The organism is Thermosporothrix sp. COM3 (assembly GCF_059696735.1).
In genome coordinates, this window is the sequence record NZ_AP019376.1 from 1,061,158 (window position 1) to 1,084,731 (window position 23,574).

The following is a 23,574-nucleotide window of genomic DNA, read 5'->3' on the forward strand; positions in this document are numbered from 1 at the left end:
CACAGAGGCCAGTGGAGCCATGCAGGAAAATGGCAGGAGTGCGGCATTTCCGGGGTCAATAAGAGGTACAGGGTTGTCGGAAAGTTGTGCAGAAATCGTCATGAATTCTGTGGCAATTCCACAAGACAGCCGCTATTTCAGGAAGTATGATAGAGCAAAGAACATTCTGCTCGATTTTCGGGGAAAAGAGGGTACCGTGCGAAACATTGTGATTGTTGATTCGCACACAGGAGGCGAGCCGACGCGTGTTGTCCTTGAGGGCGCTCCTGATCTCGGTTCGGGAAGCCTTGCCGAGCGGCTGCACCTCTTGCGTGAGCGCTATGACTGGTTTCGGACGGCGATTGTTTCGGAACCACACGCCTCTGAAGCAATGGTTGGGGCGCTGCTCTGCGAGCCTACGGACCCGGATTGTGTGACCGGGGTTATCTATTTTGATAATGCGACCTACCTGGGCATGTGCGGGCATGGCACGATTGGCCTTGTCGCGACACTGGCCTATCTTGGCCGTATCGGGCCGGGCAGGCATCGAATTGAGACGCCGGTGGGGATCGTCACCGCCGAGTTGCACGCCGACGGGCGGGTGTCCGTATACAATGTTCCCGCATATCGGCATGCCGAAAACGTGCGGCTTGTCGTCGAGGGCTACGGACAGGTCAGCGGTGAGATTGCCTGGGGCGGAAACTGGTTCTTTCTGTGTGAGGATCACGGGCAGGACTTGCGCTTCGAGCGGCTTGAGGTGCTGACTGACTGTTGCTGGCGTATTCGTGAGGCGCTGGTGCGCGAGGGCCTGACCGGGGCGAACGGTGCGGAGATCGACCATATTATTCTCTATGCGCCGGGCACGCATGGGGCGCACAGCAAGAACTTTGTGCTCTGTCCGGGCAAGGAGTATGATCGCTCGCCATGCGGGACCGGAACAAGCGCGAAACTGGCCTGCCTGGCGGCTGCGGGCAGACTTCAACCGGGCGAGGTCTGGGTACAGGAGAGCATCATAGGCAGCCGTTTTGAGGCGACCTATACGCCTGCTGCGGATGGTCAGATTCTTCCCTGTATTACTGGTTCTGCCTCTATTATGCTGGAAGGGAAGCTGATCTTCGAGGAGCGCGATCCCTTCCGTTGGGGAATCGGACATGCGCAGAACCTTTGATGTGTTGATCGTCGGTGCCGGGATTGTTGGCGCGGCCTGTGCGCTGGAACTGGCCTCTGCCGGGCTTTCGGTCGGAGTGATCGAGTGCGACACGGTGGGAAGCGGCGCGACCGCTGCGGGCATGGGGCACCTTGTCGTGATGGATGACAGTGAGGCGCAGTTACAGCTCACGCGCTATTCTCAAACGCTCTGGGAAGAACTGGTCCGGCCTGATCCGAGGCCGCACGAGTACACTCGATGTGGGACGATCTGGGTCGCGGAGGATGCCTCGGAGATGCAGGCGGTGCATACGAAGTATGAGCTGTACCGGACGCATGGGATTCCGTGTGAGGTGTTGGATGAGCGGCAGCTTGCTGAGCTGGAGCCGAATGTGCGTCCTGGTCTGGCTGGCGGCTTGCTGGTACCGGAAGATAGCGCCGTCTATCCACCTCGAAGCGCGGCACTGCTGCTTCAACGGGCGCTGGATCTGGGTGCAGAGCTGATTCATGCACGTGTCCTGAAGCTGTTGCCACAGGGAGTCTATCTGAATACGAGTATTTCTGTCTTTGCGGAACGATTGGTGATCGCGAATGGAGCGCGGGTTATTGAGCTGCTTCCCGAGGTGCCGGTTGAGCCGAAAAAAGGGCATCTCGTGATTACTGATCGTTATCCCGGATATGTGCGTCATCAGCTTGTTGAGCTTGGGTATATCAAAAATGCCCATGCAACACATGGGGACTCTGTTTCCTTTAATGTGCAGCCAAGACCGACCGGGCAACTGTTGATAGGCTCCTCGCGTCAGCCGGGCGTGGCAACTCGCGAGGTTGAGCATGCAATGGTGGGCAGGATGCTTGAGCAGGCATTGCGCTATCTGCCGGGGCTCGGGGAGCTGCATTGTGTGCGTACCTGGGTCGGGTTTCGTGCTGCCAGCCCGGACGGGTTGCCGTTGATCGGCCCGCATCCCTCGCGGCCCGGGGTCTGGCTGGCGACCGGTCACGAGGGTCTGGGAGTCACGACCTCGCAGGCAACGGCCCGCCTGCTGGCGGCACAGCTTCTACAGCGAGAACCGGAAATACCAGTAGAACCATATTTACCGTCGCGTTTCTTGCAGGAGAGAGGGCATGGTACATCTAACCGTGAACGGGCGCGTAGTGAGCGTGCCTGAAGGAAGCATGGTAGCGGCTGCGCTGATGGTTGCCGAAGTCGGCGCGTTTCGACATTCGGTGCAGGGAGACGTCAGAGCGCCGCTCTGTGGCATGGGGATCTGTTTTGAGTGTCGTGTCACGATCAATGGTCAGGCGCATTGCCTGAGCTGCCAGACGGTCTGTGAGGACGGAATGGAAGTGGTCACGACATGAAGAAGCTCTCTTTTGCGGTTCTTGTGGTAGGTGCCGGACCCGCGGGACTTGCGGCGGCGACCAGTGCGGCCCGAGGCAATTTCTCGGTTGGTTTGCTTGATGAGAACCCCGCGCCAGGAGGGCAGATCTGGCGCGGAGGCAGGACGCATGCACCCGGTAAGCAGGCGCGTGTCTGGCTCTCGCTTGCTGAGCTGCCAGAGATCACGCCGCTGTATCGTACAAAGGTGGTTGCCCCTCTCGGGACGCGGGCGCTGCTTGCTGAGCGGCCCGACGGCCCTGTGCTCATCGAGTTTGAGCGGCTGATTCTGGCCACGGGGGCGCGTGAACGCTTTCTGCCCTTCCCTGGCTGGACTTTGCCGGGGGTGATGGGTGCAGGAGGCCTGCAAGCGCTGGTCAAGGGCGGTTTACCGGTCGAGGGCAAGCGCATTGTGGTCGCGGGAAGCGGCCCTTTGCTGCTTGCGGTGGCCGCCTTTCTGAAGTCGAAGGGTGCGCATGTGCTGCTGGTGGCCGAGCAAACGCCCTGGCACCGCTTGGGCGCTTTTGCCTTGCAGCTTCCCCGGTATGGGCGGCAGTTTCGGCAGGCAGGACAGCTCGGTCTACACCTGTACAACGTGCCATTTCACGCGGATTCCTGGGTGACGCAGGCACATGGGGATAAGCGGCTCATGGCGGTCTCGGTGCGCATGGGAGGCCGGGTGAAGACGCTGGACTGTGATTATCTGGCCTGTGGTTTCGGTCTGGTGCCCAACAGCGAGCTCGCAGCGGCTTTTGGCTGTGAGCTCTTCGAGGGCTCTGTGCGCGTGGATGCCTGGCAGCGCACGAGTGTTGAAGGAATCTACTGCGTTGGAGAGGCGACGGGCATTGGTGGTGTTGATGTCTCGCTGGCGGAAGGCCAGATTGCGGGCTATGCGGCCATCGGTCAGCTAGAGCGGGCGCGGACGTATTTTCCTGCTCGTGAGAAGGCGGCCCGTTTCGCGGCGCTTCTGGCGCGGAATTTTGCCTTGCGCGATGAGTTGAGACATCTTGCCACCGATGAAACGCTGCTCTGTCGCTGTGAAGATGTGCCCTATGGTGAGGCGAAACAGCAGGCAAGTTGGCGGAGCGCTCGCTTACAGACGCGTTGTGGGATGGGGCCATGCCAGGGGCGCGTCTGTGGGGCGGCGGCCTCGTTTCTATTTGGTTGGACGCCTGATTCGGTGCGGCCTCCCGTCTCGGTTGCACGGGTGGAAACACTGGCCCTGACACCGGAAACAATCATGAGGAGAAGAACACAATGAAGGTTAATTGGAGAGGCGTGCTGCCTGCCATTACAACACCATTTATGGAAGATGGCAGTATTGATTACACGTTCTTTGCACAGCATTGTCAATGGATGATCGAAGCGGGATGTGTCGGGCTGGTGCCCATCGGTTCACTTGGTGAGAGCGCAACGTTGAGTTTTGAAGAAAAAAGAGAACTGCTCAAGGTAGCGGTGCAGGCGGTTGGCGAGCGCGTACCCGTCATTCCGGGAATCGCGGCGCTCTCGACTGCTGAAGCGGTGCGACTTGCTCAGGCTGCCGAAGAGGTCGGCTGTAGTGGGCTGATGGTGCTGCCTCCCTATGTCTACTCGACTGATTGGCGCGAGATGAAGGCCCATGTGGATGCCGTGATTCGGGCGACGAAACTTCCCGTCATGCTCTATAATAATCCTCCTGCCTATAAAACCGATTTTCTACCGGAGCAGATTGCCGAACTGGCGAGCGAGCACGCCAATCTGGAAGCCGTCAAGGAATCGAGCTCAGATGTGCGGCGTGTGACCGCTCTTCGGGCGCTGCTTGGCGATCGCTTGAATATCCTGGTGGGCGTTGATGACTGCATTGTAGAGGGCATCCAGGCGGGTGCCGTAGGCTGGATCGCAGGTCTGGTGAACGCGTTCCCTGTTGAATCGGTCGCGCTGTTCCGCATGGCTCAGGAGGTGCGCGAGGGGCGTGGGGATCGTGCCAGACTCGATGCACTCTATGCCTGGTTCCTGCCGCTATTGCGCCTGGATACCGTGACAAAGTTCGTTCAATTGATTAAACTGACACAAGAGATGGTTGGCATGGGAAGTGCTCGGGTGCGTCCGCCACGTCTCGAAGTCGTCGGGGACGAGCTTGAAACAGCGCGGCGCATTATTTCTCATGCCCTTGAACAACGCGCTCAGCTTCCCCTCTAGAGAGGAGCAAGGAGGATTATGAGTCAACCCGTTCTTATCGCAGGAAAATGGCGGCCTGCTCTCCATGAGACAGGAACCATACAGGCAACCAATCCATCGACGCGTCAGCCCTTGCCTGAATGCTATCCTGTTTCGGATCGCGAAGACGTGCTTGCGGCCTTGAATGCGGCAACCGAGGCGGCGCAACAGCTTCGCCAGACTGCGCCAGAAACGATTGCAGCATTTTTTGAACGCTATGCAGCTTTACTTGAGGAGCATCAAGAGACGCTGGTGGCGCTGGCCCATGCGGAAACTGGATTGCCAGTCGAACCGCGTCTTCGTAAGGTGGAATTGCCTCGCACCACGAATCAGCTTCGGCAGGCGGCACAGGTGGCCCGTGAAGGTTCCTGGAAGCAACCGGTGATCGATACAAAGCTGAACATTCGGGCGCTCTTCGCCCCGCTTGGTAAGCCGGTTGTGATCTTCGGTCCGAACAACTTCCCCTATGCCTTTAACGGAATCTCGGGCGGTGATTTCGTGGCCGCGCTGATTGCCCATAACCCGGTGATCGCGAAAGCCAATCCCGGTCATCCCGGCACTACATACGAGCTGGCGAAACTGGCTTTTCAGGCCGTGCAAGATACCGGGATGCCCGAGGCGTCGGTGCAATTGCTCTATCATTTCTCGAATGAAGTTGGCCTGGAACTGGTCTCGCATCCGCTGGTGGGCGCGGTTGGTTTTACTGGCTCGCAGGCGGCGGGCCTGGCGCTCAAAGCCGCAGCCGATCGAGCAGGCATTCCGATCTATCTGGAAATGTCGGGAGTGAACCCTGTCTTTATGCTTCCGGGAGCGCTTGAGGAGCGCCTTGAGCAGATTGTTGGTGAGTTCACCGAGTCCTGCACGATGGCAGCGGGCCAGTTCTGCACCAATCCCGGGCTGGTTATTCTGCGTGCCGGTGAGACAACCGAGCGCTTTATCAATGCGGTCAGCGAGCGCTTTGCCAGCATGCGACCGGGCTTCCTGTTCAGCGAGCGCGGCCTGACCGGACTTGATGCAACCGTCAAGGCGCTTGTGGAGCATGGCGCGCAGGTAGTCACCGGGGGCCAGCCGCTTGATGATGAGGGCTATCGCTATGCGAACACGCTGCTACGGGTGTCGGGTGAGCACTTCTTGCGTGATGTGGAGGCCCTGGAAAAGGAGGCGTTTGGCCCGGTGAGCCTTTTTGTCGTCGCCGAGGACGAGCAGCAGATGCTGGCGATTGCCCGGGTGCTTTCGGGCGACCTGACCGGGACGATCTATAGCCATACCGGCGATCGTGATGAGGCGCTCTACCAGCAGTTGGAGCCAGTCTTGCGGACAAAGGTTGGTCGTTTGCTGAATGATAAGATGCCGACGGGCGTTGCGGTCAGTTCGGCGATGAATCATGGCGGGCCATATCCCTCGACCGGCCATCCTGGCTTTACCTCGGTGGGACTGCCCGCGGCGGTGCGTCGCTTCACGGCGCTGCATTCCTACGATGCCGTGCGTCCGCATCGTTTGCCCCCTGAGCTGCAAAACAAGAATCCGAACGGGCGGCTCTGGCGGCTCATTGATGGCGAGTGGACACAGCAGGATATCGACTAGCGCTTCCTTATCCCGCTTCTCGGAGCGCTCTTCGGGGCGCTCCTTCTCCAAAAATGATCGAGTCTCCGTTCTGGCTCCACGCGATATATGCTTGAACCTCTCATTGAACCCTGACTCGCTTTCTTCATGACCTCCCTGCCTGCCGTATAGCAGATATATCTATATCTATGGTTGAAAATATTTTTCATCAAGACAGTCGATTTGAAAATAGAGATTCATAAACTAAATATAGGATACTTTTCCAGCCTATTGAGAAAAGAATCAAAAAACTATATACTATTCTCCATATACGAGTATGGTGTGAGGTTCGGAGGGAGGAAGGAACATCGAGATGACGAAAACGACCACGAAGGGTATCCCCATTTCATGCTATTTTGCCTCTGTTGATCAACCGCTGCATGATGAGCTGAAGAAACATATGAGTGCATTACAGTTGTTGGGGGTGATAGACTCATGGAATGAATACCGAATAGACACAGGGGCATGTTGGAGACAAGCAATTTATCAATGTTATGAATCACCGTGTATCATCTTGTTGCTACTCAGCGCTGATTTTCTGGCAATGGATTACCTGCAATATGGTCGGCTGCCGGAAGTACTTGGAAAGCAGGATACACGTCATGTGACTAAAGCGTGTGTGATCCCTATCCTGCTGCGTCCGATTGTCTGGGAAGAGGTCGCGAATGGCTATGCACTGCTTCCCGAGAACAAACAACCTGTGATTGATTGGCCGGATCGCGATCATGCCTTTGTCGCCATTGTGCGCAGTATCAAAGCGGTAGCATCTGCGCTCTTGATGGAACAGTGGCAGGAGGAGAGCCAGAGTCTTTTAGAGAAGAAACAGTTTAAAGTTATTTTCCCTCGTTTTGGGCGTGTTGGCAAATTCAGGATGGGGTGAAATCGGGGGCGTGGCCCGCACAGGGTAAGCGGGCCAGCATCTATTTCTCGCTCGCGTGGGCGCTTATAAAGCGCGGCGGGAGTCTTTGAAGGCACGGAGCAACGCGAGCAGGATACAGGCTCCGATAATGGCAACGATCAGGCTTCCCCAGAACCCGAAGATCGCGTTCGGCGCAAGGAGATTCATGAGCAAGCCACCAAGAAGCGCACCAATAAGCCCGACAATAATGTCGCTGAGCAATCCAAACCCGCTACCACGCATCACTGTTCCTGAGATTGCGCCCGCGATCAGCCCGATGAGCAGCCAGGCGATGACACCACCGGGATCGAGGATGGCCCCGAAAAGGAACGCTGCAAGAGCCATGTACAGTTTTTCCCTCCTTCTTCTTGCTGCTTCGCTGAAAACGTGAAACTGTACTGATAGACACGGGGATTCCCCTGTATATCGTTTCATCTTTTAACGAATCTGGCTATACTCTAAGCCAATTCTCATCTTCTTTCTCAGCAGCCATTTTCCAGCTATGCTTGAGCGCGGCGTGTGTCGTTTGCATGTAGAGTGTAGAGGGTATAATGCTTTCTAGAGAGGCGTGATGTGCCAGCCTCCGCTGATTGGTGCTGTCACGAAGGAAAGGGAAAGCGATTATGAAAGAGCAAGCTGGACAACAGCAGATACCGGTCAAAGTCTATCGCACGGCTGAGCGCGTGATGATTGTTGCGCCGATGCCAGGGCTGGAGCCGGATGATATCTCTATCGAAGTCACGAGCCAGAACCACCTGATTTTGCAGGGGAAGCTCCGCGGGGCTTTGAAAGATAACAATGAGAAAGAGCTATTGATTGATGAATGGAGTGTTGGCAGATATTACCGGGATCTTGAGCTCATCGTGCCTGTTGATGCACAGTGCGCCAACGTGACTTATGGGAATGGAGTAGTGACGGTGACGCTGCCGGTAGGCTCGAAAACGCGTCCGGCTCGTCTGACTCTTGAGCGCATGTCGGCGACACATGGACAGCATCGCGGAAATGCCGGACGTCCTCCTGTCTGTGTGCGCCCTGAAGCCGCTTCAAAGCAGGTTCACTAGTTTTTTCTGTGACCGGATACAGGGAAAGAGCGCATGCCATCGGGCTGGACGCGTTTCTCTGTATCGGTCAAATTGGTGGGGGTACTTGACGACAGGGGATAATCTATGGTACACATGTAAGAAGATAAGAAATTGCTGTGATGGGGACCAGTACATTTGTCTGGGCGCACAGAGAGCGGATATCTAGCAGCTGAGAGATACCGCCGCAAAGCAGATGGAACCCACCCCTGAGCTGCTGATGAGGAATCAGCCGGGTTTGCCCTCCGTTAGCGGGGCCATGAGATAGCAACGGTACAATGAGCCTCATGCTGTGTGCCTCATTCTGTTGCTAACGAAGGTGGTACCACGGAAGCGCGTTCTTTCGTCCTTCAGGACGGGAGGGCGTTTTTTTATACCTGTTTGACGGGTTTGTGGTTTGAGAGGAGAACGCGGCGCTGGAGCCTGGCATGCATGCATCTTTCCCGGGCTTGCTCTGGTCCGCCGACCTCGGTGTGCAAGAAAGGATTGGGATTCTGATGAGTACACGAGAGCGTTTGATGCTTCTCGGAGCTGGCTCTATGGCTGAAGCTCTCATCAAGGGGCTGCTCGACGCACGTTTGCTTGCGCCTGAGCAGATCACGATTAGCAATCGGTCACACCCTGAACGGTTAGCGGCTCTTCAGGAGCGGTATGGAGTTACCATTTGTCGGGAGAAGGAGGCAAGCATTCGGGAGGCCACTCTTGTGGTGCTGACGGTGAAACCGTTTGATGTGGTCGCCGCTTTACAGGAAATTGCGTCCTTCCTTACGCCTGCTCAATTGCTGATCTCGGTCGCTGCGGGCGTGAGTACGGAGGCAATCGAGCAGCTTGTCCGAAAACCTGTGCCGATCATACGCGCAATGCCCAATACGTCTAGCTTTGTCCGTGAGTCGGCGACCGCGCTCTGTCGGGGGCGTCAGGCGACTGCCGAGCATGTGGAAATCGCACAGCGTTTGTTCTCAGCAATCGGGAGCTCGGTTGTTGTGGATGAGGCGCTGATGGACGCTGTCACCGGTCTTTCGGGAACCGGCCCGGCTTACTTCTACTATGTTGTTGAGGCCCTGATGGAAGCGGGCGAAGCCTGTGGCCTTGCTCCGGATATCTGCCGCTCGTTGCTGCTCCAGACGCTTGCTGGATCGGCAAAGATGTTGCAGGAGACCGGCGAGGACCCGGCCACCTTACGCCGCCAGGTGACGTCCCCGAACGGAACCACTATGGCGGGAATCGCAGTTCTGGAGCAGGGCGGCTTGAAGCCTCTGTTCGTGAGAGCTGTGCAGCGAGCGACCCAACGAGCGCTTGAAATGGGTCAGGAAATACATATCCCCTCATCGACAGGTAACATCTCTTCCTCCTCGTTACCTGCATCAAAACGGCATTAGAGAACCCTTTTTCTCGATATATAATCGATATGGCATCAACAAGGAGAACAATGAAGTATGGATGTACGTGAATTATGGGAGTTTGAACGTGCTCATGGCGCTCACACCTATGAGCCTCTGGACATCATTCTGACGCGGGGTGAAGGCGTCTGGGTCTATGACACCGAGGGCCGTAAGTATCTCGATGCGCTCAGCGCCTACTCTGCCCTGAATCAGGGTCACTGTCATCCTCGCCTGGTGAACGCGATGATCGAGCAGGCGAAAAAGCTCGCTCTGACCTCGCGTGCCTTTCAGAATGACCAGTACCCGTTATTCCTCTACCGGCTCACGCGGCTGACTGGCTTTGATGCCGCGCTGCCGATGAATAGCGGTGTTGAGGCAGTCGAAACGGCGCTCAAGCTTGCGCGGAAATGGGCCTATGTCGTCAAGCAGGTGCCACTGGATCAGGCCGAGGTGATTGTTGCGGAAAACAATTTCCACGGTCGCACCATCACGGCCATTTCGGCCTCGACCGAGGAGCACTATCGCAAGTACTTCGGCCCGTTTACGCCTGGCTTTGTGACGGTGCCCTATGGCGATGCAAACGCGCTTGAGGCGGCCATCACGCCAAACACCGCGGCTGTTCTGCTTGAGCCGATTCAGGGCGAGGCGGGGGTCAATGTGCCGCCCGCCGGATACCTGCAAACGGTGCGGACGCTTTGTGAGCGCCACAACGTCCTGCTGATTACCGACGAGATTCAGACCGGGCTTGGTCGAACCGGGAAACTCTTCGCGTTCCAGCACGAGAGCATCCGCCCCGATATCGTGACGATCGGAAAGGCGCTCGGTGGCGGCATGTATCCGATCAGCGCGATTCTGGCGGATCGTGCGTTGATGGATCTTTTTGTGCCGGGTGAGCATGGCTCGACGTTCGGCGGAAACCCGCTTGCGGCGGCGGTCGCGATCGAGGCACTCAATGTACTGGTCGACGAGGGCTTGATTGAACGCTCGGCAGAACTGGGCGAGTACGCGCTTGGGAAGCTGAGACGGCTTTCCAGCCCGTTGGTGAAGGAGGTTCGCGGGAAAGGGCTGCTGATCGGCATTGAGCTGATGCCGCAGGCGGGTGGTGCACGCCACTACTGCGAGCTGCTGAAGGAGCGTGGCCTGCTCTGTAAGGAGACGCACGAGAACGTGATCCGCTTCGCTCCGCCGCTTGTGATCGAGCGCGAGACGCTTGATTGGGCGCTGGATCAGATCATCAGCGTGTTAGAGGTCTAGGCATATGGAAGCAGGGGAGTCGCGCAGACTGCTCTGCTTCTTTTTCAGGGCAACTATATTTGAATTTTTGGATATATGGCGCACTTTGAAAAAAGATCCGGGGGCGTTTTTGACAAAAGGACCAGCTCAGGGAGCCTGTAGCGCTGGATGACCCCTTTTTTGTTGCCCCTTGACAGTATGGGATATACTGAAAAAGATTATCGATGATGTGAAGCAGACTTCGCAAATGGAATAAAGCTTGCCAGGTTTGTGTTATCATTGATAGAGAGTGTAGAGTGCTCCGTGCGAGAAGTAGAGAAACAAACCTATTGCAAGCCGTGCGCAATACACAAGTAGCATTTGTCTGGGGGATTGCCCCCGCAAGCAAGTAAAGAAAGAAGCAATCAAGAACATGCAAACGACCGATCAGAAACTGTATTGCCGCGACTGCAATCAGGAATTCATTTTCACCGCCGGAGAGCAGGAGTTTTACGCAAGCCGTGGACTGCTGAATCCCCCTTCTCGCTGCCCCGAGTGTCGTGCAGCCCGCAAGGGTCGCATGGGTGGTAGCCGTGGTGGTGGTTATCAGCGCGATTCCTATCGTGAGGAGCGCCCGATGTATACCACGACCTGCGCAAGCTGCGGGAATACAGCACGGGTTCCTTTCGAGCCTCGTGCCGATCGTCCGGTCTACTGTAGCGACTGTTTCCAGTCACAGCGCCCTTCGGATCGGGGTGGTAGCCGTGGTGGAAACCGCCGTTCTCGCTGGTAAAAACGCACTGCTCTGCAAGTAAAAAGAAGAACATCACAAAAGGTCAGGGGCTTTTCGGCTCCTGGCTTTTTTTTATGGGCCAACAGGCGTCCGCTTTGTCAGTCGGCCTGAGACCTGCCTGTTCCGCAGATCTCAGGCCGGAGAAGCGTGCGAGGGCCTTAGACCGGAGTGAAGAAGGTGCTGACAGCCAGTATCAGATAGAAGGCAAAGAGCAGCAATCCTTCAAGCCACGTCGATTCACCGTCAAGACTGATAATCGCGTGCAATCCGGCCACCAGCCCGAACAGCGCGACTTCCAACAGGGTGAAGTTGAGATCCAGAGGAACGCCGATGATCGCACCAACCAGCACCAGAATTGGCGCGGCCAGCAGCGCGATCTGAATGGACGAACCAGCGGTAATAGCAAGCGAGATCTCCATATGGTTACGTCCGGCGGAGGTCACAGCGGTGAAGTGCTCCGCGGCGTTGCCGACCAGCGGGATGATGATCAGACCGACAAAGAACGGATTCAGCCCGATCTGATGGGTCAGCGGCTCAATCGTGCCAACCAGCACTTCACTCATCCATGCAGTGACGGCGGTTGCCAGCGCAAGCACAAGGATGGGAAGCCAGAGCGTGCCCTTCCATAACGTGCCAAATTTCGCGAACACGCCTGTAGCGGGTTTGCTGGCCTCTGTGTGCTGCTCTGGTTCTGCCTCGGCCTCGTGAGCGGTAACCGGCTGCACGTCGCGAGGATGCGCGCGAAGGCCGAAGACCGAGTAGGCGATGTAGGCGACGTAACAGAGGAGCAGAATGATTGCAACCCCGATGCTGATTTGATGAAGCTGGTTCCCCCGGACGATGACATCTCCGGGGCGCATGCCTTCGCCGACAACAGCAAGCAGTGAGGGGATCGCCATACCGATGACGGCCAGAGCAAGCATCGAGGCGTACTGACCGGCGACGCGCGAGTTAAAGCGCTGTTTGCGATATTTCCACCCCCCATAGAACATGGAAAGCCCCTGCACAAGGAGCGCGTTTCCGATAATGGAACCGGCAATAGAGGCACGCACCACTTCAGGGAGTCCGGCGGTGAGTGCGACCAGTCCTATGATGATTTCAGCGGCGTTACCAAAAGTGGCATTCAGTAAGCCTCCGATGCTCTGTCCCAGGCGCTCGGCCAGGGCTTCCGTGCATAAGCCAATCAAGCCAGCCAGCGGGATCAAGCCCAGAGCGGCCAGCAGAAAGACAACAAGAGGCGATGCGTGGAGGAATTCGGCGATAACGGCTGCCGGTGCGGCAAGAATGAGCAGATAAAGCCAACGCTGCATATCGTCTCCTAACATTCCAACAAAGAATATCGAAAAATGGAAACAGCTCTACCTGAATGGCAGAGAGAGGCGAAAAGAGGAAGATACAATGATGCTCCCCGTGGAAGGAAGGGAGCATTGTATGCGCGAAGGTTGCGGCTGTGTCCACGTTTCCCCTTTCACCTGATAGATTGTTCCCTCTTACAGAACGCAAAGGGCGTATCATCATCAAATGGCTTTTTGCGCTCCCGAAGAAAACCTGATATATGGTGCAGTATAACGGTATATGAGGAGAGAAGCAAGAGGGCTTTGTGAGAGGGAAAAGAGAGGAGCAGGCAAGAAACCTGCTCCCTCAGTGCTGTCAGTGTTGTTTGTTTCCATCAAGCGAAGGTGGCAAGGTTACCGTCGGCGATGGAGGGATTGTTACTGTCGGGCTTGGATCCGGTGTGGTCGTCTCCGTTGCCGTTGGTGAAGGCTCCGCTGTTGCTGTGACAGACGGTGTCGGGGTTGGATCGCCCTTGTCGCCGCCTTTATCCTTGTCATCGTCATCGTCGCCCTTGTCACCTTTGTTGTTATCGTCGGTAACCGTGATTTTCGGCGGAACGACGCCGGTTGTCTGTGGTTCCAGACCCTGGATAGAATAGTCACAGACGCTCTGTTCGCCGTTTTTGGCAAGCAGGCCATCAACCGGTGAATAGGTGCAGGTCTGCACCACTTTTGCCGGTTTATTGAAGTGGGTCTGCTGCGAGAGCCCGGCTGCTTTCGGATCGAACGGCTTGGTGGGACACTTGATCTTGTCCCCGGTGAACTTCTGATTAATATCATCGCAGGAGCGACCGGAAACATATTCCATGACGCTGTTCCAGATCGGGCCTGCACCGGTGATACCGGTTGGTCCACCGTTTTCACCACCGCTCATCGGTTCGCCGTTTGCGTTACCGGACCAGACACTCACCACGGCGTTCGGCGTGTAACCGACCGTCCAGTTATCTTTAAAGTCGTCGGTTGTACCGGTTTTGGCCGCAACCTCATGCTGACAGCGCGGTAGCACGCCGTTGCTCCATTCCCATTCCAGATTGGAACACTCACCGTCCCAGTCCCAGAACGAGAGCGTCGTTTCATCTCCAAACTCGAAGTGACGAGCTTTCTGATCGGTAAGGACCGAGGTCATCAGGTATGAGATCTCAGGTGAGAAGACGCGAATATGCTTGGCTTTCGCGACATCATAATGATAGAGCTGATGACCGTAGTTGTCCCAGACGTCCAGGACACCGGTGGGCGGAATGCGCACGCCTTCATTGGCAAAGGTCTGATAGGCGCTTGCCATCTGGAGCGGCGTTCCGTTGGTGGTACCAAGTGCCTGCGTCAGCTTGGCGTCTTTGTTGAGCGTGGTCAGGCCGAGCTTCTTCGAGATGTTGATAAAGTTGTCCACGCCCACATAGGCCAGCGCTTTCACGGCAGGGACATTGAACGAGTTTGCCGTTGCGAGACGAATGGACGACTGCTGGTCATTGTATTTTGCACCGTAGTCGGTCGGGTGGTACATACCTGACTGATCCTCGGGACTGGTCGGCGCGGGCGTTCCTGCGGGCAAGCCGTTCGGGAAGAACGTTTGATAGTCGGGCAGGACCGTCGCCGGAGACAGGCCCATCGTAAAGGCGGTGGCATAGATCAGCGGTTTGATCGTTGAACCGACCTGTCGCCCGCTTCCAGCAGCCGCGATGTTATACTGACCGCCTACTTTAGCATCAGTGCTGTAATAGTCGGGGCTCCCGTTCATTGCGAGCACCTCGCCCGTTTTGGCGTTCAGTACCACCACAGCCGACGAGTTCAGGTTATATTGGTCCTTTGCTACGGCAAACAGACCGTTACTGAAGGGCTGTATCTCCGCTTTGTACAGATGGCGCTCAACGGCGTTTTCAACGAACTCCTGGAGCGACATATCAATTGTCGTATGGATGTTGAAGCCGCCTGTCAGGAAGAGGCGGTGCCCGAGCTGGATGTCTCCATTGCCGAGAATCTGTTCCATCTGGGTCTGAATCCAGTCGACAAAGTGGGGCGCTTTTTTAATCGTCCGATAGGGCGTGAAGTCCATTTTGGCCGTGAGATCACTGGCTTTCTTTGCGAGCTCAGGTGTCACCACTCCCAGGCCCTCAACGTTGACCTTTGTATCGATCATTCGCTGAAGCACGATTTTCTGGCGCTCCAGCGCTGCGGCCTTGCTCTTCTCACCGCGGGTCGGATCTAAGATGACCGGGTTCTGAGGAAGACCGGCAAGCAGCGAGGCACGAGCCAGCCCGAGAAGCGGGTCCTTCTGGCCTTTGTCGTTATATTCAAGCTTGGAGATGCCAGGCTTACACTTAAAGTTTTTGTCGCATTCTTGCTTGAGATGAAAGTAATTCTCGACGGCCGATTCGACTCCGAGGTTTTGCGCTCCATAGCCTGCGACATTGAAGTACATTTCAAGAATCTTCCACTTGGGATATTTCTGTGTCAGGCTGTAAGCAAGAATAGCCTCGGTCGCTTTACGGGTCAGCGTAGGGCTATCGTCGCCGCTCAGGTTCTTGATCACCTGCTGGGTCAGCGTACTGCCGCCGCCCGTACGGGTAATCGCGGCGCGTACAATGCCGATCGGATCGAAGCCTGCATTGTCCCAGAACGAAGCATCCTCGACGGCTGTCTGTGCATCGACCAGCACACGCGGTATGTCCTGATAAGAGACGGGAATGCGCCGTCCCGCGCCCTCGGATTGAGAGTCGTAGACCTCAGCGACCAGATTTCCATATCGGTCATAGATACGCGTATTTTGCTGGATATTCTTATTTGCCAGACTATCAAGACGGTCTGACTGCTGCTGAAAATACTGAAAACCAAGTACGCCACCGGTTATTGTTGATATCAGTATTGCGATTAAGAGCGCAAGCGAGGTCCAGCGGGCCGCTTTTGCGCCTTTCGGGTGTTTCTGACTCCAGCTATCCCAGCGTTTCCCGATCCAGCCACGCTTTTTGGTTTTCTTGCTCCCTTTGTTGCCAGGCTTCCGCTTGTTGATGTCGGGCCCGGGCTGCACCGGAGGCGGGCTTGTGGGTGTTTGCTGGGCGTTTGCCATCCAGCCGTACTGCTGTTGTGCTGGTTGGGAGAACCCCGGCTGCTGAGAAGGGGGCGCGAACCCCGGCTGCTGTGTCGGCTGCTGAGAAGGGGGCGCGAACCCCGGCTGCTGTGTCGGCTGCTGAGAAGGGGGCGCGAACCCCGGCTGTGGCTGGTTCCAGGCACCACTTAACAGCGATTTTGTTGGCGTTTTGGGTGGCATAGGCCCGCCCGGCTGCCCTGGCCAGCTTGAGCCCGGTGGCACTGGCGACGGCGGATTAGGCCCAATGCCGGGTGCTGAAGGTGGTTGGCCCGCGCCACTTTGCTGCTGACGGTAACTACTGAGAAGACCAGTTCGAGGCTTGTTCTGTGGCCCCTGCTGGTCGTTATTTGAGAATCCTGGTTGGCTCCAATTATTGCTCATAATGTCCCCTCATTCTTTTGCAATGAGTGGTTTTTTGCGTGCTGAAACATGTATGTACAATCAGATTTTCCATTTTTTAGCTGTATATCCTGCTTTTATGATTTTTTCTCATTGAAGGAGCCCCGACTTGCCTGCTCTGCCTCAACACAGGCAGACGACCAATGTACCCTCACATCATCAGACGGAATAGAGCAATAAAGTTAACCGGAGTCACCAATTTAGCCTGTGACTTCTTGCCCGAAGAAGCCCACAAAGCTGTTTTGCCGATTATATGTCCGATGTGGTGCTGCGCCCGGGGACATACCAATCGTATAGAATTGTTGAGCATGATGCAAGCCTTTCCGTAGGGGTTCCTGCGAATGTTTCTCAAGGTGCAGGTCTGTATGCTATGAGTATACAATATGTTGCTTTTGATACCAGCGTATCTGGTACTTGCAGAACACAAGAGTATCGGTTCCTGTATCGCTCTCAGGGATCTCTGACTTGAACGCATCCATTAAATAAAACGAAGCAGTGGTACAATATGGCGTGTTCTGTGCCTTTTGGGTAGGTAAAATTGAGTGCTTACATTCGTCAAGCTGGTTCTATAAAAAAGATGTAGCATCAGTTGACGGCGCTCTCGTTTTTGCGTATACTCATGCTTATGAACTCCATTCTACTTCGGCCCGATTGGCTGATTCACCGGAACCGCAATCGCGGGACAAACACCTCCGCCGCGTAAGCCCGGCACCAGGGTTTACGTCGGCCTGACAGGGTGCATCCTGTTTGAAAGCCCGAGCAGCATTGCTTCGGGACGTTGCATCCTGCTCCTCTTTTCGATCCGCGCCGGGTGAGAACTCCACCACTTACCCGTGCGCTCTGCGCTCTTTTTCTGCTGTTTTGCGTGCTGTGGTGTTGCCTGTTCTCTCCCGCGCCTTTTTGAATGAAAGGACTCTTTCCCGTGGAAGAGAAAGAAGGACAATCTATCCCTGCCCTCTGGCGAAATCGCACCTATGTGGTGTTCTGGTTTGGGCAGGCTGTCTCAAGTATTGGTGGGAACATCTCGCAGATCGCCTTTCCCTGGCTGGTCCTCTCGCTGACCCACTCTCCGGCGGCGGCGGGCATCGTTGGAATGATGCGTACACTGCCAAATCTGTTGTACCTGATAGCCGGGGCGCTGGTTGACCGCTGGAATCGCAAAGCCGTGATGATCTGGTGTGATCTTGGGCGCTTGTTGAACCTGCTTATGCTCCTGGGTATGCTCTTCTCTGGCCTGATATCGATCTGGCTGCTTGCGTTGAGTGCGTTGCTGGAGGGCATACTGCTTGTTTTCTTCAGTATTGCGCATGTATCCAGCTTGCCCGCTCTTGTACAGAAAACACAGCTTGGAGCCGCACAGGCGCAGGAAGAGGTCACAGAGAGCATCACCGGGCTGGTCGGTCCCTCGCTTGCCGGAGTGCTCTATGCGGCCTCACACCTGTTGCCGTTCCTGTTTGATGCCATATCCTATCTGGTATCGCTGTTTACCCTTTTTCAGGTGAAATTACCTGCCAGAGCGCCCCAGAAGCGGCAGCATCTTCTTCTTGAGATTATGGAGGGCATGGTATGGATGTGGAAGGAGCCGGTGCTGCGGACGATGAACCTGTGCAGTGTGCTGGCTGCGTTGGTCTTGCCCGGAGAGGTGTTGATCCTGATGGTGCTTGCGAAGAGCTATCACGTTCCTGATGTCTGGGTCGGGCTGATTTTCGCGGCTGATGGATTGGGCGCGATTGCCGGCGCATTGATCGCGCCATTATTGCGGCTTCCGGTTGGCTGGTCGGTGATTCTGGTGCGCTGGTGCTTTGTGCTGTTCTGGCCTCTTAGTCTGCTTGGCGGGAGTGGCTGGATGCTTGGGCTGGTGAATGGGCTGATCGGGCTGGTTGATCCGCTGGAAGATGTGCCCTACTTTAGCTATCGCATGCGTGTCATTCCCGATGAATTGCGGGGCCGCGTCATCAGCGCCTGCCGAATTTTTACCAGCCTGACGAATCCGCTTGGTCAATTGCTGACGGGTCTGTTGCTGGAGCGTCTGGGTGCGACGTCGACAGTGCTGCTTGGTTGGCTGATATTGATTCTGGTCGCAAGTCTGTTTACCCTGAGTCCGCATATGCGCCGCGCTCGCTTGTAGGCGTTCTGGATGGCAGAAGGGAAGCTTCCTTTCTGCCGTCCATTTCAGGAATAGCGTTCATCAGGGAGCAGCTTCGTCAGTACCATCTTCGCCGCTGTACTGAACATCAGCATAAAGAGGCCCGAAGTGCAATAGGAGAGTAAGGTGAGCGTCAGCAGTTCTCCCGTGATGCCTGCAAGCTTGGTAGGTTGTAGCACGCCTATGCCTGTCACCGAGCCGTGGAACAGGAATTCACCGTAGAGGCGGATTGCCCAGGCAAGCGGAAAGAACAGGACGACGGTCAGCAGGCTGGCGATGAGAAAGTGTTTCAGCGTGTAGTGCTCACGTCGCACGACCAGGAGCCGCCAGAAGAGTGCACTGAGGCCGGCTGCCAGGATCGCGATAAGTAACAGCACAAGTTGAAGGAAGGGTGTGCCGGGTCCAGCCGATGAAGGCGCTGCCAGCGCGGGCGGAGTAAAGGCAAGAAAGAGGACGAAAAGCGCGTCAATCCCGCCTGTCAGCAGGGTTCTGGTGAGAGGTCTGGTAACCATCCGGGGAGGTGAAGAAAGTTCTCGCGACATGCGCTCTCTGCTCCTTTCCACTTACCATTGCGGTAATACTGGAATATCTCTATCTATACGCGTGGCACTGTCGTTTGTATTTGTTCATTCTCTTGGGAATTGCGCTTCTTCTCTATACCTCTCTGCCTTGTTCTGGATTGTTGGGAGTATACCATAGAATTGCGCAAAAATATAGGGTGCTGTGAGTTTTCTCCATCTGAGAAAACTCGGGAGCCCCATGCTTTTGTGACGGGGGATCCTTGCGGGGTGATATGTGAGGATTAATGCAGCATGGGGTCCAGCTCCAGATGACCGAAGCGGGTTCCTGCGGTCTCGAAGTTCAGCACAGCGTGAGCCGTCATCGCGTGGACATCGCGCCAGTATCTCTGTAATGGATTGCTGGTAAAAATCGCGCTGCCTCCACTGGTGATGTACATCTGTTCCACTGTCTGTCGACAGAGATGTGCAATCCAGGCGTAGTCCCGTTGCTGACGGGCAATCTGGTGCGAGGAGAATGGGCCGCCTGTGCGAATGGTGTCGAGGCCACGCTGTAGCAGGAGCCGGGCGCTATCGAGCTGCACGCTGATCTCCGCCACGCGAATCTGAACATGGGTCAGGTTGGCGACGCGTTGTCGTGTGAACAGCGTCTGACCTTCTTCAAGCGCCTCACGCCACTGCTCATAGGCTCCCGTAGTTGCTCCCAGAATTGGCGCGATCAGTGCGATGGGAAAGGCGATCGAGTGCGGCAGGTGATAGAGTGGAGCAGTGTAGAGTTGTGAACCAGGCGTGTGAGTGCTCAGGAAATCGGTGTATGGAAGCTGGCGGTATTCGGGGACAAAAGCCTCATGTAGAACGATTGTTTTGCTTCCCGAGCCGCTTAAGCCGCAGACATGCCAGGTATCTTCTATCAGAAAATCGTGGCGGGGAACCAGAAAAAACGCGCTACCCTGGGGGTGATCCTGCCCGAGAGCCGCGTTGAGTATCGCCCATGAGCAATAGTCGACGCCGCTTGCCCACGGCCACGCGCCACTGATCTGGTAGCCTCCTTTCACCTGACGTGCCGTGCCATGAGGGGCGAATGAGGCCGCAAGCAGGGTATCGGGTTGCGCTTCCCATACATCGCGCTGCGCCTGTTGCGGAAATAGAGCAAGCAAGCAACTATGGATGCAGTAGAGCGAACAGCACCATCCGGCTGAGGCGTCTGCACGCGCAAGCTCGGTCATGGTCGCGGCAAGCGCGTCTAACGAGAGCTCGTGTCCACCCCACTGAGCGGGCATGAGCAGCCGCACCAGCCTGCTTTCAAGAAAAGCCTGCACGATTTCTTGCGCCAGTTTCCGTTGTTGCTCTGATTGCTCTCGATGCGCCTGTATTATGGGAAGCAGCGCTTGAACGCCCTTCACTATATCGGTTATTTCTTGATCTATTGCCTCTGTCATATCTTTTGCTGTATCACCTGTGTCAGGTTGTGCCTCTCTGCTGGCTTGCAAAGCTCCCGGATCGCCATTCATGCTGACACGCCGGATAGTGTGTAATCGCTCGTGTCAGCCTCACTGTAAGAAGCAGTGTACCGGACTGTGTACACATCTCTGTAAGAATCAGTGTACAGGATCGTGTAAGGGCCTGTGAAGCCTTTTCCGTTCCAGTATCCAGAGGGAAAGTTTCCTGAGAGTTTCAAGTTGAGAACTCTGAAGGAACTATAACGGCGTATCATTTCCATTGTAAGTGAAGGACAGAGAATTATTCGTATGATCAAGCAATCCTGGCCGAGAAATACTATCACGATCCAGAGGAGAATGCAGTTATGGGATATATTCGGAACGCTATTGTAATCGCCGCGCCTCTTGATGATGTCTTTCGTCTGACCAGCAATGTGCGCACCTGGCCGACCCTCTTTTGTGAGTATGAGAGCTGTACGGTGCTCGATGAGGGGCCTGATACGGTCACGTTTCGCCTGACAACTCATCCTGATGAGCAGGGAAAGCAGTGTAGCCGGGAGATGGTGCGCCATATCAGCCAGGAACGCCGTCTGACCGTTGCGGAACTGCTCTCTTCTGATGAGCCGCTTGCACGTCTGGTCGTACGCTGGTGGTATGACCCCATTGAGGAGCACAGCACTGTGATGACCTGGGAGCAGGAGTTCTCGTTACAGGAGTGTGCGCCCATATCCGATGAAAAGGCAGTCAATTATTTTAGCGAGCAAGCCAAACAGCAACAGGCTGTGATGAAAGAAAGAGTGGAGCGGCTGTGGACTTCTGCTGTTCAGGAGCGGCTGTTTTAAAAACCTGCTGTATTTCAGTCCTGTACGCTGCGCGATATGATGAACTTGTGCGAATGACCTTGTTTTGAGCATGGATGTAATGTAGCGCGGGGGAAGGCCGGGTGAGCTCCGGCCTTCTCTTCTTTTTCTAGAATAAATCTCGATGAGCGGGCCGCAAATTCCACTATAAAGATAGAGGCACATGTCCCTATTTGTCGCTTTATCCTGTGAAGTGTATAATGTCTTTGTTGGCTTGCTTGAGGCAAACCCATGCCGGATACTGGCTGGCCTCTGGAGAAACGTGGAAGAAAGGATAGGATGAGCATGTTTGAGGAGGCAACCACTGAACCGGCTTTACTGGCGGTTCTATTAGCACAAAGACAGGAACAGCAGGCGGCGTTTCGGGCGTATTTCTTCGGTCCTTTTCGACTGATTCAACAGAACAGGGTTGTGGAAGGCCCTATCTGGCGGCGCAACAAGATTCGTTCGCTCTTAAAGTGGTTTCTACTGCATCCCGATCGGCCTTTTTCCTCCGATTATCTGGTTGAACTGTTCTGGCCCGATACCCCTGCCGAGGCTGCACATCGAAATCTCAGGGTGAATATCCACTATTTGCGTTATCTGCTTGAACCCTGTATTGATCGCGGTCAGGAGTCACAGTATATCTGTCGGCTGGCGAATAATTTCTATCTCTTTCGCCGTGACGCCTCCTGGTGGTGCGATGTCTGGGAAGTGCAGCGCCTGCTCGATGAGGCGAAAGAGCAGGAACGCGATGGCAATAGCAACCGGGCAGCTTTCCTCTATCGAAAGCTGGTCAGTTATTTTGAACGTGGCTTCTTGCCCGAAGATATTTATGAAGAGCACCTGATCCCCTTCCGAAGCCAGTACGAGCGGCTACACCTTCAGATGCTCACACGCCTTATTGACATCTCAATGGAGAAGCGCGAGCTGGATGATGCCGCCGAGTATGCCTATCAGATCCTCGCGATTGACCCCTTGCATGAACCTGCAATCAAAAAGCTGCTCAGTATTTATCGACTTCAGGGGAATTATTCCGCCGCCTCTCGGACGCTGCACGGCTTCCGTCACTTTTTTAAAGCTGAACTGGGAGTTGAGCCCTGTTCCCTGCAAAATGAAGAGCTCTAGCTATACTCACTTTTCATTGTGAGTGCGAGACGAGCGCGCTTTTCACGTATGAATAGCGCCTGGTTTTATCATTTTTGGAAGTCCTTCATTGCGAAAACATGCAAGAATGGATATAATAGGGAAATCTTCTGTGTTTGCCTTTCCTTGAAAAAGCGAAGAAATGATACATATATGCAGAGCTATAAAGGATAGAAGAGTGTATGTCAGAAAAAGATCTGGTTGAGCGAACCCCCTCCCCCCTGACACGGGCACGCCTTACCCGGGAATTTCGCGCGCTCGGTGTGAAGCCGGGCATGACGATCATTACCCATTCCTCGCTGAGCTCGCTTGGTTGGGTGTGTGGTGGTCCTATCACTGTCGTGCAGGCACTCATGGACGCTCTTACCCCCGATGGTACCCTGATGATGCCGACCCAGAGTGCAGGAAATAGTGAGCCGTCGAACTGGAGCAATCCACCTGTTCCACGCGAATGGTGGCAAATTATTCGTGATACAATGCCTGCATATGATCCTCGTATCACACCAACGCGTTCGATGGGGGCTATTGTTGAGGCTTTTCGGACTTTTCCTGGCGTCATGCGTAGCTCACACCCTGCCGTCTCTTTTGCCGCCTGGGGCAAGCACGCGCAAGCGCTGGTCGGTTCTCACTCGCTCGATTACCCATTTGGCGAAGGGTCTCCGCTGGCTCGGCTCTACGAGCTGGATGGCTGGATTTTGCTGCTAGGTGTCGGGTATGATAGCAATACGTCGATGCATCTGGCGGAGCATCGAGCGCCCGGACAGGTACCTGTTCAGCAGGGTGCGGCGCTCTATGAGAATGGTGAACGCGTCTGGAAGGTGTATCAGGATATTGAGGTTGATTCGGATATTTTTCCACAAATCGGTGCTGACTTTGAACAGCATACGAATCTGGTCATTATCGGGCATATTGGCCTTGCAGAAACGAAACTGATACCGATGCGCCCTCTGGTCGATTTCACGGTAGAATGGTTTACAGAGCGTAGAAGGCATGATAGCTAAAAAGGAAG

The 23,574-nt window shown here is 55.5% G+C and carries 21 protein-coding genes; 15 read left to right on the forward strand and 6 right to left on the reverse strand.

The genetic code is table 11. The features are described from left to right. Positions 1-196: 196 nt before the first annotated feature. From KTH_RS04580 to KTH_RS04610, 7 genes are all read left to right on the forward strand, one after another. The gene (locus KTH_RS04580) at positions 197-1,147 is read left to right on the forward strand and encodes a proline racemase family protein (RefSeq protein ID WP_497623183.1); all 951 of its coding nucleotides are present in this window, start codon (positions 197-199) and stop codon (positions 1,145-1,147) included. Beyond that, positions 1,131-2,291: an NAD(P)/FAD-dependent oxidoreductase gene (locus KTH_RS04585; protein WP_497616687.1), complete on the forward strand. Its 1,161-nt coding sequence runs from the start codon at positions 1,131-1,133 to the stop codon at positions 2,289-2,291. The genes KTH_RS04580 and KTH_RS04585 overlap by 17 nt, the downstream gene beginning before the upstream one ends. Further along, positions 2,248-2,484, forward strand: a complete 237-nt coding sequence (locus tag KTH_RS04590) for a (2Fe-2S)-binding protein (protein ID WP_111323462.1) — start codon at positions 2,248-2,250, stop codon at positions 2,482-2,484. The genes KTH_RS04585 and KTH_RS04590 overlap by 44 nt, the downstream gene beginning before the upstream one ends. Beyond that, positions 2,481-3,761, forward strand: coding sequence for an FAD-dependent oxidoreductase (locus KTH_RS04595; RefSeq protein ID WP_497616690.1), 1,281 nt, complete (start codon positions 2,481-2,483; stop codon positions 3,759-3,761). The genes KTH_RS04590 and KTH_RS04595 overlap by 4 nt, the downstream gene beginning before the upstream one ends. Next, complete coding sequence (locus KTH_RS04600) at positions 3,758-4,678, forward strand: dihydrodipicolinate synthase family protein (RefSeq protein ID WP_497616692.1); 921 nt, start codon at positions 3,758-3,760, stop codon at positions 4,676-4,678. Before KTH_RS04595 ends, KTH_RS04600 begins: the two co-directional genes overlap by 4 nt. 18 nt (positions 4,679-4,696) lie before the next feature. After that, positions 4,697-6,280 carry an aldehyde dehydrogenase (NADP(+)) gene (locus KTH_RS04605; RefSeq protein WP_497616694.1) on the forward strand — a complete coding sequence of 528 codons (1,584 nt, stop codon included), beginning with the start codon at positions 4,697-4,699 and terminating at the stop codon, positions 6,278-6,280. Between the two features lie 331 nt (positions 6,281-6,611). Then, the gene (locus KTH_RS04610) at positions 6,612-7,178 is read left to right on the forward strand and encodes a hypothetical protein (protein WP_497616696.1); all 567 of its coding nucleotides are present in this window, start codon (positions 6,612-6,614) and stop codon (positions 7,176-7,178) included. A gap of 63 nt (positions 7,179-7,241) precedes the next feature. On the opposite strand, the gene KTH_RS04615 is transcribed toward KTH_RS04610, so the two are convergent. After that, positions 7,242-7,541 carry a GlsB/YeaQ/YmgE family stress response membrane protein gene (locus KTH_RS04615; RefSeq protein ID WP_497616698.1) on the reverse strand — a complete coding sequence of 100 codons (300 nt, stop codon included), beginning with the start codon at positions 7,539-7,541 and terminating at the stop codon, positions 7,242-7,244. A 278-nt stretch (positions 7,542-7,819) separates the two neighbouring features. Between KTH_RS04615 and KTH_RS04620 the strand changes: the two genes are divergently transcribed. From KTH_RS04620 to KTH_RS04635, 4 genes are all read left to right on the forward strand, one after another. Then, entirely contained in the window at positions 7,820-8,257 is a 438-nt protein-coding gene (locus KTH_RS04620) for an Hsp20/alpha crystallin family protein (RefSeq protein ID WP_111323264.1), read from the forward strand. 515 nt (positions 8,258-8,772) lie between these two features. Further along, positions 8,773-9,654, forward strand: a complete 882-nt coding sequence (gene proC, locus KTH_RS04625) for a pyrroline-5-carboxylate reductase (RefSeq protein WP_170142630.1) — start codon at positions 8,773-8,775, stop codon at positions 9,652-9,654. A 57-nt stretch (positions 9,655-9,711) separates the two neighbouring features. Further along, on the forward strand, positions 9,712-10,911 hold the full coding sequence (gene rocD, locus KTH_RS04630) for an ornithine--oxo-acid transaminase (protein WP_497616702.1): 1,200 nt from the start codon (positions 9,712-9,714) through the stop codon (positions 10,909-10,911). Between the two features lie 391 nt (positions 10,912-11,302). Continuing rightward, positions 11,303-11,662 carry a zinc-ribbon domain containing protein gene (locus KTH_RS04635; protein WP_497616704.1) on the forward strand — a complete coding sequence of 120 codons (360 nt, stop codon included), beginning with the start codon at positions 11,303-11,305 and terminating at the stop codon, positions 11,660-11,662. A gap of 158 nt (positions 11,663-11,820) precedes the next feature. Here KTH_RS04635 and cax read toward each other — a convergent pair whose 3' ends face one another. The 3 genes from cax to KTH_RS04650 form a co-directional block, all read right to left on the reverse strand. Continuing rightward, a complete protein-coding gene (gene cax / locus KTH_RS04640) occupies positions 11,821-12,972 on the reverse strand; it encodes a calcium/proton exchanger (protein WP_497616706.1) in 1,152 nt (383 codons plus the stop codon). Positions 12,973-13,312: 340 nt separating this feature from the next. Then, the gene (locus tag KTH_RS04645; RefSeq protein WP_497616708.1) at positions 13,313-16,459 is read right to left on the reverse strand and encodes a transglycosylase domain-containing protein; all 3,147 of its coding nucleotides are present in this window, start codon (positions 16,457-16,459) and stop codon (positions 13,313-13,315) included. Positions 16,460-17,100: 641 nt separating this feature from the next. Then, the gene (locus tag KTH_RS04650; RefSeq protein ID WP_497616710.1) at positions 17,101-17,304 is read right to left on the reverse strand and encodes a hypothetical protein; all 204 of its coding nucleotides are present in this window, start codon (positions 17,302-17,304) and stop codon (positions 17,101-17,103) included. Between the two features lie 95 nt (positions 17,305-17,399). On the opposite strand from KTH_RS04650, the gene KTH_RS04655 reads away from it, so the two are divergent. Beyond that, positions 17,400-18,605 carry an MFS transporter gene (locus KTH_RS04655; protein WP_497616712.1) on the forward strand — a complete coding sequence of 402 codons (1,206 nt, stop codon included), beginning with the start codon at positions 17,400-17,402 and terminating at the stop codon, positions 18,603-18,605. A gap of 44 nt (positions 18,606-18,649) precedes the next feature. On the opposite strand, the gene KTH_RS04660 is transcribed toward KTH_RS04655, so the two are convergent. Both KTH_RS04660 and KTH_RS04665 read right to left on the reverse strand, forming a co-directional pair. Further along, a complete protein-coding gene (locus KTH_RS04660) occupies positions 18,650-19,165 on the reverse strand; it encodes a hypothetical protein (RefSeq protein ID WP_111323278.1) in 516 nt (171 codons plus the stop codon). 260 nt (positions 19,166-19,425) lie between these two features. Next, positions 19,426-20,580, reverse strand: coding sequence for an acyl-CoA dehydrogenase family protein (locus KTH_RS04665; RefSeq protein WP_170142633.1), 1,155 nt, complete (start codon positions 20,578-20,580; stop codon positions 19,426-19,428). A gap of 365 nt (positions 20,581-20,945) precedes the next feature. On the opposite strand from KTH_RS04665, the gene KTH_RS04670 reads away from it, so the two are divergent. The 3 genes from KTH_RS04670 (at position 20,946) to KTH_RS04680 (ending at position 23,566) form a co-directional block, all read left to right on the forward strand. Continuing rightward, positions 20,946-21,422: an SRPBCC family protein gene (locus KTH_RS04670; RefSeq protein ID WP_497616715.1), complete on the forward strand. Its 477-nt coding sequence runs from the start codon at positions 20,946-20,948 to the stop codon at positions 21,420-21,422. 303 nt (positions 21,423-21,725) lie between these two features. After that, positions 21,726-22,547, forward strand: a complete 822-nt coding sequence (locus KTH_RS04675; RefSeq protein ID WP_170142634.1) for an AfsR/SARP family transcriptional regulator — start codon at positions 21,726-21,728, stop codon at positions 22,545-22,547. A gap of 200 nt (positions 22,548-22,747) precedes the next feature. Then, positions 22,748-23,566 (forward strand): AAC(3) family N-acetyltransferase, encoded by an 819-nt coding sequence (locus tag KTH_RS04680; RefSeq protein WP_497616716.1) that lies wholly within the window; start codon positions 22,748-22,750, stop codon positions 23,564-23,566. Positions 23,567-23,574: the final 8 nt, after the last annotated feature.

What these genes read in the sequence shown, in the direction of transcription:
- KTH_RS04585 (WP_497616687.1), top strand. Translation starts at nt 1,131, where the DNA reads ATGCGCAGAACCTTTGATGTGTTGATCGTCGGTGCCGGGATTGTTGGC.
- KTH_RS04590 (WP_111323462.1), top strand. Translation starts at nt 2,248, where the DNA reads ATGGTACATCTAACCGTGAACGGGCGCGTAGTGAGCGTGCCTGAAGGA.
- KTH_RS04595 (WP_497616690.1), top strand. Translation starts at nt 2,481, where the DNA reads ATGAAGAAGCTCTCTTTTGCGGTTCTTGTGGTAGGTGCCGGACCCGCG.
- KTH_RS04600 (WP_497616692.1), top strand. Translation starts at nt 3,758, where the DNA reads ATGAAGGTTAATTGGAGAGGCGTGCTGCCTGCCATTACAACACCATTT.
- KTH_RS04605 (WP_497616694.1), top strand. Translation starts at nt 4,697, where the DNA reads ATGAGTCAACCCGTTCTTATCGCAGGAAAATGGCGGCCTGCTCTCCAT.
- KTH_RS04610 (WP_497616696.1), top strand. Translation starts at nt 6,612, where the DNA reads ATGACGAAAACGACCACGAAGGGTATCCCCATTTCATGCTATTTTGCC.
- KTH_RS04615 (WP_497616698.1), bottom strand. Translation starts at nt 7,541, where the DNA reads ATGGCTCTTGCAGCGTTCCTTTTCGGGGCCATCCTCGATCCCGGTGGT.
- KTH_RS04620 (WP_111323264.1), top strand. Translation starts at nt 7,820, where the DNA reads ATGAAAGAGCAAGCTGGACAACAGCAGATACCGGTCAAAGTCTATCGC.
- proC (WP_170142630.1), top strand. Translation starts at nt 8,773, where the DNA reads ATGAGTACACGAGAGCGTTTGATGCTTCTCGGAGCTGGCTCTATGGCT.
- rocD (WP_497616702.1), top strand. Translation starts at nt 9,712, where the DNA reads ATGGATGTACGTGAATTATGGGAGTTTGAACGTGCTCATGGCGCTCAC.
- KTH_RS04635 (WP_497616704.1), top strand. Translation starts at nt 11,303, where the DNA reads ATGCAAACGACCGATCAGAAACTGTATTGCCGCGACTGCAATCAGGAA.
- cax (WP_497616706.1), bottom strand. Translation starts at nt 12,972, where the DNA reads ATGCAGCGTTGGCTTTATCTGCTCATTCTTGCCGCACCGGCAGCCGTT.
- KTH_RS04645 (WP_497616708.1), bottom strand. Translation starts at nt 16,459, where the DNA reads ATGAGCAATAATTGGAGCCAACCAGGATTCTCAAATAACGACCAGCAG.
- KTH_RS04660 (WP_111323278.1), bottom strand. Translation starts at nt 19,165, where the DNA reads ATGTCGCGAGAACTTTCTTCACCTCCCCGGATGGTTACCAGACCTCTC.
- KTH_RS04665 (WP_170142633.1), bottom strand. Translation starts at nt 20,580, where the DNA reads ATGACAGAGGCAATAGATCAAGAAATAACCGATATAGTGAAGGGCGTT.
- KTH_RS04670 (WP_497616715.1), top strand. Translation starts at nt 20,946, where the DNA reads ATGGGATATATTCGGAACGCTATTGTAATCGCCGCGCCTCTTGATGAT.
- KTH_RS04675 (WP_170142634.1), top strand. Translation starts at nt 21,726, where the DNA reads ATGTTTGAGGAGGCAACCACTGAACCGGCTTTACTGGCGGTTCTATTA.
- KTH_RS04680 (WP_497616716.1), top strand. Translation starts at nt 22,748, where the DNA reads ATGTCAGAAAAAGATCTGGTTGAGCGAACCCCCTCCCCCCTGACACGG.